The sequence below is a fragment of the Mesorhizobium sp. CC13 genome (genome assembly GCF_039907765.1).
GTDB lineage: Bacteria > Pseudomonadota > Alphaproteobacteria > Rhizobiales > Rhizobiaceae > Aminobacter.
The window spans coordinates 20,332-34,185 of sequence record NZ_JARDJI010000004.1 but is presented as its reverse complement, the minus strand read 5'-3'; the positions used below and the strand labels follow the sequence as shown (position 1 = coordinate 34,185).

Genomic DNA, 13,854 nt, shown 5'->3' with positions numbered 1-13,854 from the left:
CGCAATGCTTTCCAGCGTCATGGGGGCAACAACGCCGAATTGTGACGCCAGAACGCACAATGGAATCATCGAACGATCAAGCGTTCACAGCACAAAACAGCTTTCTCCCAAAAGATCAAGACTTTGTACGGTATTCCATACCGTGGCTTGCCCGTTCCTGTTGCGCAACTGCCGCGCGTCCCTGTTTTGCCATCGCGACGAGGACGCCGCGCAGATCGGCCGCGGTGCCCAGCATCTGGGGGAAAAGCACCCGCCCGGTGTCGTCGCCCATGGCGAGGTCCATGCCTTCCGGATCGAAGCCGGTGAGCGTCCAGCCCTTGCCGGCAAGCTTGCCGAAACTGCCGGCGTAGACGTCGATCGCGTCGCGATGGTCGGCGTTCATGTGATCGAGGGCGGACTGCTCCGCAGCGGCGATCTCGTCCACGGCCGGGCGGCCCAGCACAAGGTCGTCGCGGCCAAGCAGATAGGCCTTGCCGAAGCCTGCATTGAGATTGGCGCGCTCGAGTTCGAGCCGGAACATCGCGAAGTCGCCAAGCCCGGCATAGAGCTTCGCCTTCGGATTGCGATTGAGGTAGCGCCGCTCGGCGCGCGCCTGCTCGGGCGTGCCCCTTTCGAGCCGGACGGCGCGGCAGAAGAGCGTGATGCGCGCATAGGCGAGCGGGTCGCCCTTGCCGATCTCGCCGACCAGCAGCGAGCAGCGCGGATCGGCCACGATGGCGCGGGTGTGGGCGGACAGGCCGGAAATCAGTATCAGCGGCGTGCCGTCGACGTCGGTTGCCGTGCCTACGCGGCTGGCAAGGGGAAAGCCGGTTTCGGGCTCGGTGACGGCCAGCGCGCCATGGCGTGCCGTGCGCATCAACGTGCGTGCCAGGCCGACTGCCGCCGCATCCGTCGCGCGTATGACATCCTTCTTGCGTTCTTCCACGACTGCACCGATCAAATATGACTATGTCAATCTACTTAAAGTCGAGGTCTGTCGATGGCAAGAGGTTGTTGTTAGTAAAATGAATACAGCCCCGGCGCATCGCGACCGGGGCTGTATTCTACTAGGCTTCCGTGCTGTGTCGGCGGCTATTTGGGCGCCATGCGGATCGCGCCGTCGAGGCGGATGGTCTCGCCGTTGAGCATCTGGTTTTCGATGATGTGCAGCGCCAGCGCGCCATATTCGGACGGCTCGCCCAGGCGCGGCGGGAAGGGCACGGCGGCGCCGAGCGAGTCCTGCACTTCCTGCGGCATGGCCGCCATCATCGGCGTCTTGAAGATGCCGGGCGCAATGGTGCAGACGCGGATGCCGGAGCGGGCGAGGTCGCGGGCGATCGGCAGCGTCATGCCGACGACGCCGCCCTTGGAGGCGGAATAGGCGGCCTGGCCGATCTGGCCGTCATAGGCGGCGACGGAGGCGGTGTTGACGATGACGCCGCGTTCTCCGCCCGCGAGCGGGTCGAGCTTGGCGGCCGCGTCGGCGAACAGGCGGATCATGTTGAACGAGCCGAGCAGATTGACCTCGAGCACCTGCCGGAACACGCTGAGCGGATGCGGGCCGTCCTTGCCGACGGTCTTCACGCCGACGGCGATGCCGGCGCAGTTGACCAGCATGCGCGCGGTGCCGAGCCTGGCCGCGACCTCGGCGAAGGCGGCGACCGCACTTTCCTCGTTGCTGACGTCGCAGCGCACGGCGATGCCGCCGATGTCGGCTGCGACCTTTTCGGCGCGTTCCTGACTGAGGTCGAGGATCGCGACCCTGGCGCCCCTGGCTGCAAGTGCCCGTGCGGTTGCCTCGCCAAGGCCGGAGCCCGCGCCGGTCACCACTGCGATCTGCCCGTTTGGATTCATGTCAGCCTGTCCTCTCCTGCTATGGATGAATTAGGAAGATGGGCCGTCCGGGCAAGCCTTGTCGAGGCTAGGCCGGCTCGGCCGTCCGTTGCGGCGTCTTGGCATGGTCCGCGTGGCAGACCTCGCCGGTCAATTCGGCCACCGCACCGGGCACGATCTCGTGGGCCAGCAGGCGGTTGAGGTCGACCGGGCGCGGCATCTCGATCTGGCCGCGCGGAATGCGGGCGAAGCCGAGGGGGCCATAATAGGGTTCGTCGCCGACGAGGACGACCGCCGGCTCGCCGGCCCGGGTGGCCGCCGAAAGGGCCATGGCCACCAGTTTGCGACCGATGCCCATGTTCTTGAAGTCGGGCCGAACCGCGAGCGGTCCCAGCATCTGCGCCCGGCCGGCGCCGGCGGCGATCGGCGTCATCCTGACCGAGGCGATCACCTGGCCGCCATGCATGGCGACGAAGGACAGGGAACGATCGTGCGGCCCGCCCTCGCGGATCTTGTAGGCCGCGCGCGCGAAGCGGCCCGGCCCGAATGCCTCGGCGTTGATCTCATCGATTTCGAGGTCGTGCGCCGGCGCTTCCGGCAGATAGGTGACGTCGGCGAGGGTCATGTTCTTTGCAGTCCGGTATCGTGGGATGAGGTGCCGCGGGGCATGCCGCAGCAGTCGCAAATCAGCGCTTCAAGCGCGTGCGCTCATTCGTCGTCGGTCGAACCGGATCTTTGCAATGCTCTGTGACATCGACATGCCCGCTAGCATCATTTTCGGCGTCCGTCCATCGTGCATTTGACCGATGTGCGCCCGGCGTTGACGATCCGTTCAGCGTGTCGGCCTTCGGTTGGCGCGTCGAGCGCCCTACATCGTGGCAAACGAAAGGATGTTGCGATGGGACTGCTGGTCGAAGGCAAATGGCAGGACCGCTGGTACGACACCAAGTCGACCGGCGGCAAATTCGTGCGCTCGCACGCGCAGTGGCGAGACTGGATCACGGTCGACGGCAAGCCCGCCGCAGGCCGGACCCGGGGCTTCAAGGCCGAGCCCGGGCGCTATCATCTCTATGTGTCGCTCGCCTGTCCGTGGGCGCACCGCACGCTGATCTTCCGCGCGCTCAAAGGTCTCGAGGACATCATCTCGGTCTCGGTCGTGCACCACTACATGGGCGAGAACGGCTGGACCTTCCTGGCCGAGGACGGCGCAACCGGCGACACGCTCTACGGCCTCGACTACCTGCACCAGATCTACACCATGGCCGATCCGACCTATTCGGGCCGCGTCACCGTTCCGGTGCTGTGGGACAAGAAGGAGAAGACGATCGTCTCCAACGAATCCTCCGAGATCATCCGCATGCTGAACTCGGCCTTCGACGAATGGGGCGACGCATCGCTCGACTTCTATCCGGAAGCCCTGCGCGGCGAGATCGACGCGACCAACGAACTCGTCTACCCCTCGATCAACAACGGGGTCTACCGGGCCGGCTTCGCCACAACCCAGGCCGCCTACGAGGAGGCGTTCGACGAACTGTTCGCCGCCCTCGATACGCTGGAAGATCGCCTGTCGCGCCAGCGCTACCTGGTCGGCGACCGGCTGACCGAGGCCGACTGGCGGCTGTTCACGACGCTGGTGCGTTTCGACCCGGTCTATGTCGGGCATTTCAAGTGCAATCTGCGCCGCATCGCCGACTACCCGAACCTGTCGAACTACCTGCGCGACCTCTACCAGGTACCGGGCGTGGCCGGGACGGTCGACATGCTGCACATCAAGGCGCACTACTACGGCAGCCACGCCACCATCAACCCGACCGGCATCGTGCCGGTGGGGCCGGAACTGGACCTCGATGCCCCGCACAACCGCGGGAAGTTGCTGAAAGCGGCTTAGGCTGCTTTCGCCGGCTGTGTCCCTTAGAGGACCTCTCGCCGACGTTGTCGCAAGCTACTTGACGGATGTGCGAGTGTATGGACGGCGCGCTGGTTCAATTCGGCAATGAAGCACCCCCACTCCGTCGCGCTACGCGCGCCACCTCTCCCCCTGCCCGGGGGAGAGGAAAGGCGCCAACATCGCGACCGTGCTTCCTCTCCCCCGTCGAACGGGGGAGAGGTGGTTTGCGAAGCAAACCGGAGTGGGGGTCGACCTCTTCCTGAAGTCAGCAGTGCAACCCCGAAGGACGCACCGCAACTCGAGCCGCCCCTAGCTCACCAATACGGCGACGCCTCAACCCCGTCGAAAACTTCGGCCAACCTGCGCCGCGTCGCCGGCGTCGTGCCCTCGGGCAGCGCGTCGAGCGGGAAGAAGCCTGCCTCGGCGATCTCGCGGTCGGGCAGCTTCGGCCGGTCCTGGCTGAAGGCCTCGATCAGGTAGAGCGCGACATGGTCGCGCCTGGTCGCCTGCTTGTTGAGATGCATCGACCTGAGCACCGGCGGGCCGGCGAGCGTGATGTTGCCTTCCTCCTCCAGTTCGCGCGCGAGCGACTCGACGAAGGTCTCGCCGACCTCGACGCCGCCGCCGGGCAGTTGCCAGCCGGGCACGTAGGTGTGGCGGATCAGGAACACGGAGTTGGTGGCGGCATCGTGGACGAGGCCGCGCACGCCGAGCGTCATCGGCCGCCTGAGCAGGAAATAGACATGGAACAGGCGCCCGCGCAGCCGCGACCAGGGACTTTGCCGCAACGGGAGCGGCTTGGTGACGCCGGTGCCCATCAGGCGCGACGCCATGGGTGGAAAGCCACGAACGCGTAACCTAAAAGGGAATGATGTTCAGGCTTGCGCATGTTTCCGACGTCCATCTTGGCCCGCTCCCGGATGTAACCTATCGCGACCTCGCGTCCAAGCGCATGGTCGGCTACGTCAACTGGCAGCGAAACCGCCGCCGCCATCATCATGACGGCGTGGTCGATGCGATCGTCGCCGACATGAAGGCGCAGGCGCCGGACCACCTCGCGGTCACCGGCGACCTCGTCAACCTGGCGCTCGACGGCGAGATCGAACTGGCGCGGCTGTGGCTCGAAACGCTCGGCGCGCCTGGCGACGTCTCGGTGGTCCCGGGCAATCACGACGCCTATGTGCCCGGCGCCTTCGACAAGGCATGCCACGCCTGGGCGCCGTGGATGCGCGGCGACGGCGTCGACGGCACTCTAAGCCGCACCAGCTTTCCCTATCTCAGGGTGCGCGACAACGTCGCGCTCATCGGCGTGTCGACGGCGCGGGCGACGGCGCCCTTCATGGCCAGCGGCTTCTTTCGCCAGGGCCAGGCCGAGCGGCTGGCGCGGATTCTCGAGGTAACGGGCAGGCGCGGCCTGTTCCGCGTGGTGATGATCCACCATCCGCCCGTGCGCGGCGCCGTTGGCCAGCACAAGCGGCTGTTCGGCATCGGCAAGTTCCAGAAGCTCGTCCGCAGGCATGGCGCCGAACTGGTTCTGCACGGCCACTCGCATCTTCCGTCCCTGCACTGGATCGAAGGGCGCAGCGGACCGGTTCCGGCGGTCGGCGTCGCCGCCGCGGGGCAGGCGCCCGGCGGCCACAATCCGGCGGCGCAGTTCAACCTGATCGACATCTCGGCGGAGGAGGGGGGCTGGCAGGTGCGGCTCACCCGGCGCGGCCTCACCGGGCCTTCGCTGCCGCCGTCGGAGATCTCCAGCCTCGACCTCTTGTCGCCTGCAGTCGGCGCACTGGTCAGAACCTGACGCCGGCGGCCAGGCTCAGCCAGTAGAGCGCCGCCATGAGGGCGATGCCCGCTACCGCGCCTGCGACGATCAGCCCGAAGCCGGACAAAAGGTTCGGCCAGAGCTGCCGTTCGGGCACGCGCACCGGCGCATGCGCCTCGGCGGACGGCACGCGGGCGAAATCCGGCAAGGCGGATTCTGTGCCGCCTTCCATCATCTGCTGCCGTTCCACGATGCGTTCGGCGATGTAGCGCGTCACCTGCTCGGCGACACGCTTCGGATCGGTAGATTCCGCCAGCACCATCCTGCCCGTACGGGTATCGCGCAAAAAGCGATAGGTCCGCCGGTCGCGGCCGAGCGCGACATGGCTGACGGCGTCGATCCAGAGGCGCGGCTGCAGGCCCGACGAAATGGTGAAGTCGAAATAGTCGATCGCGGCCGGAACGTCGGCGAAAACCGGCTCGAGTTCCGCGGCCAGCAGTTCGAGCCGCATGCGGTGGGCGTCGCGCAGGTCGACGACGACGTCGCTGCGGTCGGCGGCGGCGTTCTTGACGTCGCGAATGGCGTCCGACAGCACGCCTGCCGGCTTCATCGCGGTCGCTTTGTCGTCCTGCATCGGTTGGCGTCCAGAATGGCCATGGGCAGGCCTTAACATAGGTGCGATCGCGGCGGAATTGTATCCCCGCCGGCGCGGAGCTATCGCCCGAAGGCCTCGCGCTCGTCGCAGGCCGGCTGCGGCCGCTGGCGCCGCCGCGTCATCCGGCGGATGATGTCGGCGACCAGGTCCGGCGTCTCTTCGGGCAGCATGTGGCCGACCTCGAGCACATGGTGGACGAGGAAGCCCGCCGGCAGGTTGTCCGTGTGGCTGTAGGGCAGCACGGCATCGTCCGTGCCCCACACGACGATCGTGGGCATGGCGAGCGTGGCCATCATCTCGCGCGGTATCGTGCCCTGGCGGCCGCTGGCCGTCATCGTTGCGGCAAGGGCCACCAGCTTCTCGGTCTGGCCGAAGCGCCGCCGCATGTCGGCGAGATGGCGCACCGCGGCCTCAGGGACCTTGCTGTCGGGGCTCGACATATCGGCGAGGCAGGTGCGGATCTCGTCGGCGGAAACAGCAGTCGCGTAGCGCCTGAGCAGCTGGGCGTTGATCTCGGGGCCATATCCGCCGGGCGCCAGCAGGGTCAGCGATGCCACCCGGTCGGGCTCCAGAAGGGCGGCGAGCGTTGCCACCGCGCCGCCCATCGAATGGCCGACGAAGTGAGCGCGGTCTATGCCGCGCACGGCAAGGTCCGCCAGCACCGCCTGCGCGGCCAGCTTCGCCGGTCCGGCATTGGGAAAATCGATCGATCGGCCATGGCCCGGCAAATCGTAGGCGATCGTCGTGAACGAGTCCTCCAGCCTCCCCGCAATGTCGTCCCAGAGGTCGCTGCAACCGCCGAAGCCGTGAAGCAATACCACTACCCTGGTGTCGATCCCCCGAACGGCCGCATGAATGGAATGGTTCATTTTCCCTTTAACGAAAGCCCTGCCCGCAAAGAGTGTAGAAACGACAGCTAAAAAAGTAAACTATGCATCCAGTCGTCCGCGCGCCGACGACTGGGCGATTCAATTCACTATGTGGAATATTTCAGCTCTGCTGGCCGAGGCCTGCGGCGCGGAGTGCCTTGGTGAGCGACCTCGTCAACTCCTGCGGATATTTGCGCTTGGCGAAGGAGGCGGCCGGATCGGCGGCGAAGTCGGGGTAGGCCGCCGTGAGTTCCTTGGCCAGTTCCGAGGCCAGCTTCTCGTCACCGACGAATTGCGCGGCGATCAGGCGCGCGGCCATGTAGTGCGATCGCTTCGCGGAGGCCAGCGAGTTTGCCGCGCGCGCCGCGGCGTAGCGGTTGCCGAGCATGAATTCACCAAGGAACAGCCCGTAGTCCCACCAGCCGGGATGCGCGCTCGTGCTGTCGACGGCGCGCTTGATGATGGGCACGCCGTCGCTGTAGCTGCCGGACAGGATGAGGGCGTAGCCGTAGGCCGCGGCCATGGTGAGGTCGTAGGTGTTGAGCTCGTAGGCCTTTTGCATCCAGCGGATGGACTCGGCGCGGTCGCCGATCCGCGACTGGAGATAGCCGAACGAACGGTGCGCATAGGGGCTGGTCGCCCCCATCTGGACGGCCGTGTGGGCAAGCGCCAGCGCGCCGTCGGCGGATGCGTTCTCAGGATATGAATATCCGTCAGTCACCGCTTCCAGCTGCAGCGACGCCATTTCCGAATAGACGACGGGCGACATGGCGCCTCGCGCGGCCAAGCCCTCCAGACACTGGTAGGCGGCCCGCTGCCTGGCGGCGCTCTGTTCCATGTAATAGTCGTCGCTGAGCAGCAGGCAGGTCATCAGGCCCTTCTGCAGGCCGTTCTGCTCGATATAGCCGTAGATCATGCCGGAGACGGGGACGGTTGCGGTCACGATCTCGGCGATGCGGCCGTCCAGCGTGTCCGCCTGGATGTCCTGGCTGGTCAGCACGCGCGACATCAGGATCCTGCCGGTTGCCATGTGCTGGAGTTCGATCAGCACGGTTCCGGCATCGGGGCCGGGGTTTACCGTGAAGTCGAAATCCGTGGCATCCTCGCGGCGCGCCGTGTCCGAACGGTCGCGCGCGATCAGGTCGATGGTGTCGAAACCCGACAGTGCCGATCGCAGCACCGTCGCCACTCTCGAAATGTCGCTCTGGTCCGTGGCCAGGTGGATGTGCACGGCCGGCAACTGGTCGACCGAGCCGGTGATGCTGCTGGTCGAGCCGCGGAAATCAGAGGCGGTCGTGGTGTCGCCGGCAGGGCCGAAATTGCGGAACACCAGGATGCCGAGCATGACGATGACCAGCGCCATGGCGGCCCAGAAGAACTGAAGCTGCCGCTTCACGCCGGGCACTGAATCGAGCGGCGGCGGGTCGGCCTGCTGGGGCTGCTCGGCCTCGTGGCGGGCGGCTGCTGCCGGCGCTGCATGCGGCTGCTCCGGCGCGGTCGCCTCATGCGGGCCGTTCGGCATTGCCTCGTAGCTCGGAACGTAGCTGCCGCGCGGAATGACGACCCGTATCGGGTCGCCCACGCCCTCCACTGCATAATATTGGGCAAGCAGTTCGCGCAGCCGGCCGGCCTGCACGCGCACCACCGCGTCGGTCGCCGAATCGAATTCGGCATCCTTGCCGAACACGTCGACGGCGATGGCAAAACCCTTCAGCCTCTCGGCCTCGCCGGCGAGTTCGCGCTCGATCAGGTAGCGCAGCAGCTTGCGTGCTCGCTCCGACCTGGCGAAGGTCTCACTGGCAATAAGCCGCTCCAGCGCTTCGCGCACTGCGGGGGCGGCAGGCGTGGAGGCAACCAAGGAGTGACCCTTTTCGAACCGGCACTAACGGGACGATCATAATCGGCTGGCCGGCTCACACAAGCTTGCCGCGCCACGATGGACGAGCGCCCCGCCCGTTATCCACGGGCGAGGCGCGTGCAAACGCATTCAATCTTCTGTTAACCTTAACGTGGCGGGCCAATTGTGGCGCACCGGCGACCGGCCGCCGTGATGCGCGGCCGACAGCCTTTCGCCCCTATCGGCGGGCGAGAATCCGGTTTGCGGCCGAAACCACCGCCTCGAGCGAGGCCGCCACGATGTTGGTGTTGATACCGGCGCCGAACAGGCGTCCGCCCGGATACTCCACCTCCATGTAGCAGATGGCGGCGGCGTTGGAGCCGCGCTGGATCGAGTGCTCGGAATAGTCGAGCACCGACAGGTCGATGCCGAGGTGACGGGACAGCGCATCGACGAACCCGTCGATCGGACCGTTGCCGGTGCCGGTGATCGTCACCTCCTTGCCGGCGTCGACGATGGTCGCCTCGACGACGCGACGGCCCTTCATCACGGCATCTGGGAAGGTCTGGTGGTCGACGAACTTCAGGCGTGCGCCCGGCTGGTCGACATAGACCTCGAGGAAGCGCTCGTGGATGCGCCTGGGCGAAACTTCCTTGCCCTCGGTGTCGGTGATCGCCTGGATGTCCTGGCTGAACTCGACCTGCAGGCTGCGCGGCAGGTTGAGGCCGTAGTCGGCCTGGAGCACATAGGCGATGCCGCCCTTGCCGGACTGCGAGTTGATGCGGATGATCGCCTCGTAGCTGCGGCCGACGTCCTGCGGGTCGATCGGCAGGTAGGGAACCTCCCACAGCTCCTTGTTGGCCTTCTTGAGCGCCTTCATGCCCTTGTTGATGGCGTCCTGGTGCGAGCCGGAGAAAGCCGTGTAGACCAGTTCGCCGACGTAAGGGTGGCGCTCGGGAATCTTCAGCTGGTTCGAATACTCGTAGACGTCCTTCATCCGGTTGATGTCGGTACAGTCGAGCTCGGGATCGACCCCTTGCGTGTACATGTTGAGCGCCAGCGTCACGACGTCGACATTGCCGGTGCGCTCGCCATTGCCGAACAAGGTGCCTTCGACGCGGTCGGCGCCGGCCATCAGGCCGAGCTCGGTGGCGGCGATGCCGGTGCCGCGATCGTTGTGCGGATGCAGCGAGATCAACAGGTTCTCGCGGTTATCGAGCTGGCGGCACATCCATTCGATGCGGTCGGCATAGATGTTGGGCGTCGACATCTCGACCGTCGAGGGCAGGTTGACGATCAGCTTGTTGTCGGCCGTCGGCTGCATGATCTCGGTGACGGCGTTGCAGATGTCGAGCGCAACTTCGAGCTCGGTGCCGGTGAAGCTCTCGGGCGAATACTGGAAGCGGTAGCCGCCGCCGGCCTTGGCAGCCATGTCGGCGATCATCTTGGCGGCGTCGGTGGCGATGCGCTTGATGCCGGGCACGTCCTTCTCGAACACGACGCGGCGCTGCAGCTCGCTGGTCGAGTTGTAGAAATGCACGATCGGCTTGTTGGCGCCCTTGAGCGCTTCAAACGTGCGGGTGATCAGCTCGGGGCGGCACTGCACCAGGACCTGCATCGACACGTCGGCGGGTACGTTGCCTTCCTCGATGGTCCAGCGGGCGAAGTCGAAGTCGGTCTGCGAGGCAGACGGGAAGCCGATCTCGATCTCCTTGAAGCCCATGTCGAGCAGCAGCTGGAACATGCGCGCCTTGCGGTCGTGGCCCATGGGGTCGACGAGCGCCTGGTTTCCGTCGCGCAGGTCGACCGAGCACCAGATCGGCGCCTTCTCGATGCGCTTCGACGGCCAGGTGCGGTCGGTGAGGTTGAGGGTCGGGTAGGGCGCGTATTTCCTGGCCGCGTCCGGCATGCCCTTTGTACGGCCGATGGGTTCTCTCACGTTCATCTTCTTCACTCCTGCGCGCGCCCTGGCCGATCCGGCGCCGGCTGCGCGCTCATGCTTGGTTCTTCAGGGTCTTTGGATGGCAAGGAGCATGCGCCTGCGCGGCTTGTCGACCGCCGGGCGCTCCTTCAGCGAGCCCGGCGATCGCCGATAAGGCCGAGAAGAAGAAGAGCAGAAGAGAGGGCGCGCAGCGTCTCGCCCGCGAAAGCGGTCGGACGGGAAACGGTGTGAACCTGGCGCGAATTCATGGCGCTCTCTTACAGGAGCGGCTTTTTCCGCGCAAGGGGAGGCGGACGGCGCCGCTCATTTCGTGCCGGTCACTCCCTGATGGCGCGGGCGACCAGCCGCGCCAGCGAAGGTCCGAACAGGAGCACGATCAGGAAGCGCAGCATCTGCAGGGTCAGCACGAAGGACAGGTCGACGTTGTCGGCCGCCGCCGCGATGATGGCGATCGAATCCATGCCGCCCGGGCTGGTCGCCAGATAGGCGGTCAGCGGGTCGACGCCGAGAAGCCTGTGCAGGCCCCAGGCGAGCAGTCCGCAGAACGCCATCAGCGCCGCGATCGAACCGATGACCTGCGGCAGGGCGCGGGCCGCGTGGCGCAGGATCGGCCGGGTGAAGTTCAGTCCGATCGTCCAGCCGATCAGCGCGTAGCCGATCGCCAGCAGCCATTCCGGCAATTGCAGCGCCACGCCGAAGCCTAGGTGCAGGGTGGCACCCAGCACCACGGCACCGACGAAATAGGGCGAGGGGATGCGCAGCAGATAGCCCAGCGTGCCGCCGACGGTCGCCACGCCGAGCATGGCGCCGAAGGCGGGCCATTCGATCGCCGGGAACCATTCGACGGCCGCCGCCTCCACGCCCGACGTGTCGACCCAGAGCCGCGCGACGAGGGCGGCCGCGACCGAGACCATGATGACGCGCAGATACTGCATGAAGGCGACGAGGCGCGAATCCGCGCCGAAGGCGTCCGCCATCAGCACCATGGCGGTCGCGGCACCCGGAGCCGACCCCCACACCGCCGTGGTGCCGGGCAGCACCTTGAGCCGCGAGATGAACCAGCCGAGGAAACTCGATGCCGCGATGGTGGCGATGGCCGATCCCAGAAACAGCGGCCATTCGGACAGGAAGGTCGCGAAGATGCCGGGCGAGATCGAACTGGCGACCAGGCAGCCGATCAGCGCCTGCGCCGAAACGAACAGCGGCCGCGGCACCCGGATGCTGGCGCCGTTGCTGCCGAGCGCGATCGCCACCAGCATCGGGCCGACCAGCAGCGCCGCCGGCAGGCGAACCAGTTCCAGCATGCCCGCAAGCAGCACCGAACAGCCGAGCAGAAGCGCCCATTGCTGCCAGGGTACGAGCGCGGCGAGCGGAGCGGGCAAGGGCGTTTCAGGCTTCATGGGGCCCTCATAGACGGTTTCGGGTACGCATGTCAGTCGCACAGGGCAGGAAATCGCACCCGCCAGCAGTCGAGCTGGCCGCAGGTTGGCGCCCTGACCGTTTCGGTCTCCGTTCATCGTCGAGTTGACAGCGTATGCGAAATTCATACGCTCCCTCGTCCAAGCGCCGGCAAGGAGGTGCCGCCGCACAGATGGGAGATGCGCACTGATGACTTCGAACCTCACGCGCCGCATGGCGCTTGCCCTCGGTCTTTCCGCTGCCTCGCTTTTCGCTGCCGGAGCGCCGGCAACGGCCCAGCAGTTTCCCGACCGACCGGTCACGCTCGTCGTTCCCTTCGCCGCCGGCGGGTCGACGGACGTCGTGGCGCGCATCATCGCGCAGAAGATGTCGGACGACCTCGGGCAGCAGGTGGTGGTCGAGAACGTCGCCGGCGCCGGCGGCAATATCGGCGCCGACCGCGTGGCGCGCGCCGAGCCGGACGGCTACACCATCCTCATGGGTACAGTCGCCACCCACGCGCTGAACCCGCTGATCCTCAAGACCAAGCCATATGACCCCGAGAAGGACTTCACCCCGGTCTCGCTGCTGGTCGTGGTGCCCAACGTGCTGGTGGTCAATCCGGAACTGCCGGCCAAGACCGTCCAGGAGCTGATCGCGCTGCTCAAGGCCGACCCGGAGAAGTATTCCTATGCCTCGTCGGGCAACGGCACGCCGCTGCACCTGTCGGGCGAGCTGTTCAAGGCCATGGCCGGCGTCAGCATCCAGCACATTCCCTACAAGGGGGCCGGACCGGCGCTCAACGACGTGGTCGGCAACCAGGTGCCGATCATGTTCGACAATCTGCCGTCGTCCTCTCCGCACATCAAGTCGGGCACGCTGCGGGCGCTGGGGGTCACGACCGCCGAACGCGCGCCGTCGTTCCCCGACGTGCCCACCATCGCCGAGGCCGGCGTGCCGGGCTACGAGACCTATACCTGGAACGCGCTGTTTGCGCCGGCAGGCACGCCGAAGGAGGTCGTCGATCGCCTCAACGCCTCGGCCAACAAGGCGATGAAGGACCCGGCGGTCATCGAAAAGATGAACGGCTTCAGCGCCAGGATCGTCGGCTCGACGCCGGAGGAACTCGGTGCCCATGTGAAGGCCGAGCTGGCCAAGTGGGAGCCGGTCGTCAAGGGCGCCAACATCAGCATGGACTGATGTCTTTGTCCGCGAGCGCCCGGCCGCGGGCCGGGTGCTTCGTGCCCAGGAAGACGAGGCAGTGCGGTAGCCGGCCGCTGCCACGGGTGATCGGCGCGAATTGTCGAGTCGTTGCATGCGGTTGGCCGTAGCGGCTGCCATGCCGATTCAAGCCGTCCCGACGGGGCTGTGGCCGACGTCGGGCGGCCGGGCTATGCAGCCGTTGTCCAATTTGCCTTGTCCTACAGGCGGTTGAGGCCCTTCGCTGCCAATCCGATTCAGGCGGTTGAGGTCGTGTCCTCAGCTGCCTTCGGGCTGATGCCACGCCGAAACCGCAGCCGGCTTGGTGTCGATGCTGCCCGCCCAGCCCCTCGGCAAGCCGGACGCATCGTTGCCTGCGCGTTCCCGACAAAACCGATTTCCGGAGAATTCCGCCGGTTTCCGCACGGCGCGGCTTACGAACGGCCGGCAGCGGAGCTAACAGGAAGCGACAAAGGTCTCGCGGCGCGGCT

At 66.4% G+C, this 13,854-nt stretch carries 12 protein-coding genes; 3 read left to right on the top strand and 9 right to left on the bottom strand.

Annotated elements, in window-relative coordinates:
* Positions 1 to 115: 115 nt before the first annotated feature.
* The 3 genes from PV773_RS08050 to PV773_RS08040 form a co-directional block, all read right to left on the bottom strand.
* Positions 116 to 925 (bottom strand): HugZ family protein, encoded by an 810-nt coding sequence (locus PV773_RS08050; RefSeq protein WP_347965850.1) that lies wholly within the window; start codon positions 923 to 925, stop codon positions 116 to 118.
* Between the two features lie 146 nt (positions 926 to 1,071).
* Complete coding sequence (locus tag PV773_RS08045; protein ID WP_347965849.1) at positions 1,072 to 1,833, bottom strand: SDR family NAD(P)-dependent oxidoreductase; 762 nt, start codon at positions 1,831 to 1,833, stop codon at positions 1,072 to 1,074.
* A 67-nt stretch (positions 1,834 to 1,900) separates the two neighbouring features.
* The gene (locus PV773_RS08040; protein ID WP_347965848.1) at positions 1,901 to 2,437 is read right to left on the bottom strand and encodes an N-acetyltransferase; all 537 of its coding nucleotides are present in this window, start codon (positions 2,435 to 2,437) and stop codon (positions 1,901 to 1,903) included.
* Positions 2,438 to 2,710: 273 nt separating this feature from the next.
* Between PV773_RS08040 and PV773_RS08035 the strand changes: the two genes are divergently transcribed.
* A complete protein-coding gene (locus tag PV773_RS08035; protein ID WP_347965847.1) occupies positions 2,711 to 3,700 on the top strand; it encodes a glutathione S-transferase family protein in 990 nt (329 codons plus the stop codon).
* 314 nt (positions 3,701 to 4,014) lie between these two features.
* Here the strand turns inward: PV773_RS08035 and PV773_RS08030 are convergent, their stop codons facing one another.
* Positions 4,015 to 4,533, bottom strand: a complete 519-nt coding sequence (locus tag PV773_RS08030) for an NUDIX domain-containing protein (protein ID WP_347965846.1) — start codon at positions 4,531 to 4,533, stop codon at positions 4,015 to 4,017.
* A 38-nt stretch (positions 4,534 to 4,571) separates the two neighbouring features.
* On the opposite strand from PV773_RS08030, the gene PV773_RS08025 reads away from it, so the two are divergent.
* Positions 4,572 to 5,501 (top strand): metallophosphoesterase, encoded by a 930-nt coding sequence (locus tag PV773_RS08025; RefSeq protein WP_347966081.1) that lies wholly within the window; start codon positions 4,572 to 4,574, stop codon positions 5,499 to 5,501.
* Here the strand turns inward: PV773_RS08025 and PV773_RS08020 are convergent.
* From PV773_RS08020 to PV773_RS08000, 5 genes are all read right to left on the bottom strand, one after another.
* Entirely contained in the window at positions 5,491 to 6,096 is a 606-nt protein-coding gene (locus PV773_RS08020; protein ID WP_347965845.1) for a hypothetical protein, read from the bottom strand. The genes PV773_RS08025 and PV773_RS08020 overlap by 11 nt on opposite strands.
* An 80-nt stretch (positions 6,097 to 6,176) precedes the next feature.
* On the bottom strand, positions 6,177 to 6,986 hold the full coding sequence (locus tag PV773_RS08015; RefSeq protein ID WP_347965844.1) for an alpha/beta fold hydrolase: 810 nt from the start codon (positions 6,984 to 6,986) through the stop codon (positions 6,177 to 6,179).
* Positions 6,987 to 7,107: 121 nt separating this feature from the next.
* Complete coding sequence (locus PV773_RS08010) at positions 7,108 to 8,844, bottom strand: hypothetical protein (protein ID WP_347965843.1); 1,737 nt, start codon at positions 8,842 to 8,844, stop codon at positions 7,108 to 7,110.
* Positions 8,845 to 9,061: 217 nt separating this feature from the next.
* Positions 9,062 to 10,768 (bottom strand): 2-isopropylmalate synthase, encoded by a 1,707-nt coding sequence (leuA, locus tag PV773_RS08005; protein ID WP_347965842.1) that lies wholly within the window; start codon positions 10,766 to 10,768, stop codon positions 9,062 to 9,064.
* A 314-nt stretch (positions 10,769 to 11,082) separates the two neighbouring features.
* Positions 11,083 to 12,165 carry an AbrB family transcriptional regulator gene (locus PV773_RS08000; protein ID WP_347965841.1) on the bottom strand — a complete coding sequence of 361 codons (1,083 nt, stop codon included), beginning with the start codon at positions 12,163 to 12,165 and terminating at the stop codon, positions 11,083 to 11,085.
* 205 nt (positions 12,166 to 12,370) lie between these two features.
* Here PV773_RS08000 and PV773_RS07995 point away from each other — a divergent pair, with 205 nt between their 5' ends.
* On the top strand, positions 12,371 to 13,363 hold the full coding sequence (locus PV773_RS07995; RefSeq protein ID WP_347966080.1) for a tripartite tricarboxylate transporter substrate binding protein: 993 nt from the start codon (positions 12,371 to 12,373) through the stop codon (positions 13,361 to 13,363).
* The last annotated feature ends 491 nt before the right edge of the window (positions 13,364 to 13,854 follow it).

Coding starts and splice junctions, on each gene's coding strand:
- PV773_RS08000 (WP_347965841.1), bottom strand. CDS start 12,165: ATGAAGCCTGAAACGCCCTTGCCCGCTCCGCTCGCCGCGCTCGTACCC.
- PV773_RS08045 (WP_347965849.1), bottom strand. CDS start 1,833: ATGAATCCAAACGGGCAGATCGCAGTGGTGACCGGCGCGGGCTCCGGC.
- PV773_RS08020 (WP_347965845.1), bottom strand. CDS start 6,096: ATGCAGGACGACAAAGCGACCGCGATGAAGCCGGCAGGCGTGCTGTCG.
- PV773_RS08035 (WP_347965847.1), top strand. CDS start 2,711: ATGGGACTGCTGGTCGAAGGCAAATGGCAGGACCGCTGGTACGACACC.
- leuA (WP_347965842.1), bottom strand. CDS start 10,768: ATGAACGTGAGAGAACCCATCGGCCGTACAAAGGGCATGCCGGACGCG.
- PV773_RS08030 (WP_347965846.1), bottom strand. CDS start 4,533: ATGGCGTCGCGCCTGATGGGCACCGGCGTCACCAAGCCGCTCCCGTTG.
- PV773_RS08025 (WP_347966081.1), top strand. CDS start 4,572: ATGTTCAGGCTTGCGCATGTTTCCGACGTCCATCTTGGCCCGCTCCCG.
- PV773_RS08040 (WP_347965848.1), bottom strand. CDS start 2,437: ATGACCCTCGCCGACGTCACCTATCTGCCGGAAGCGCCGGCGCACGAC.
- PV773_RS08015 (WP_347965844.1), bottom strand. CDS start 6,986: ATGAACCATTCCATTCATGCGGCCGTTCGGGGGATCGACACCAGGGTA.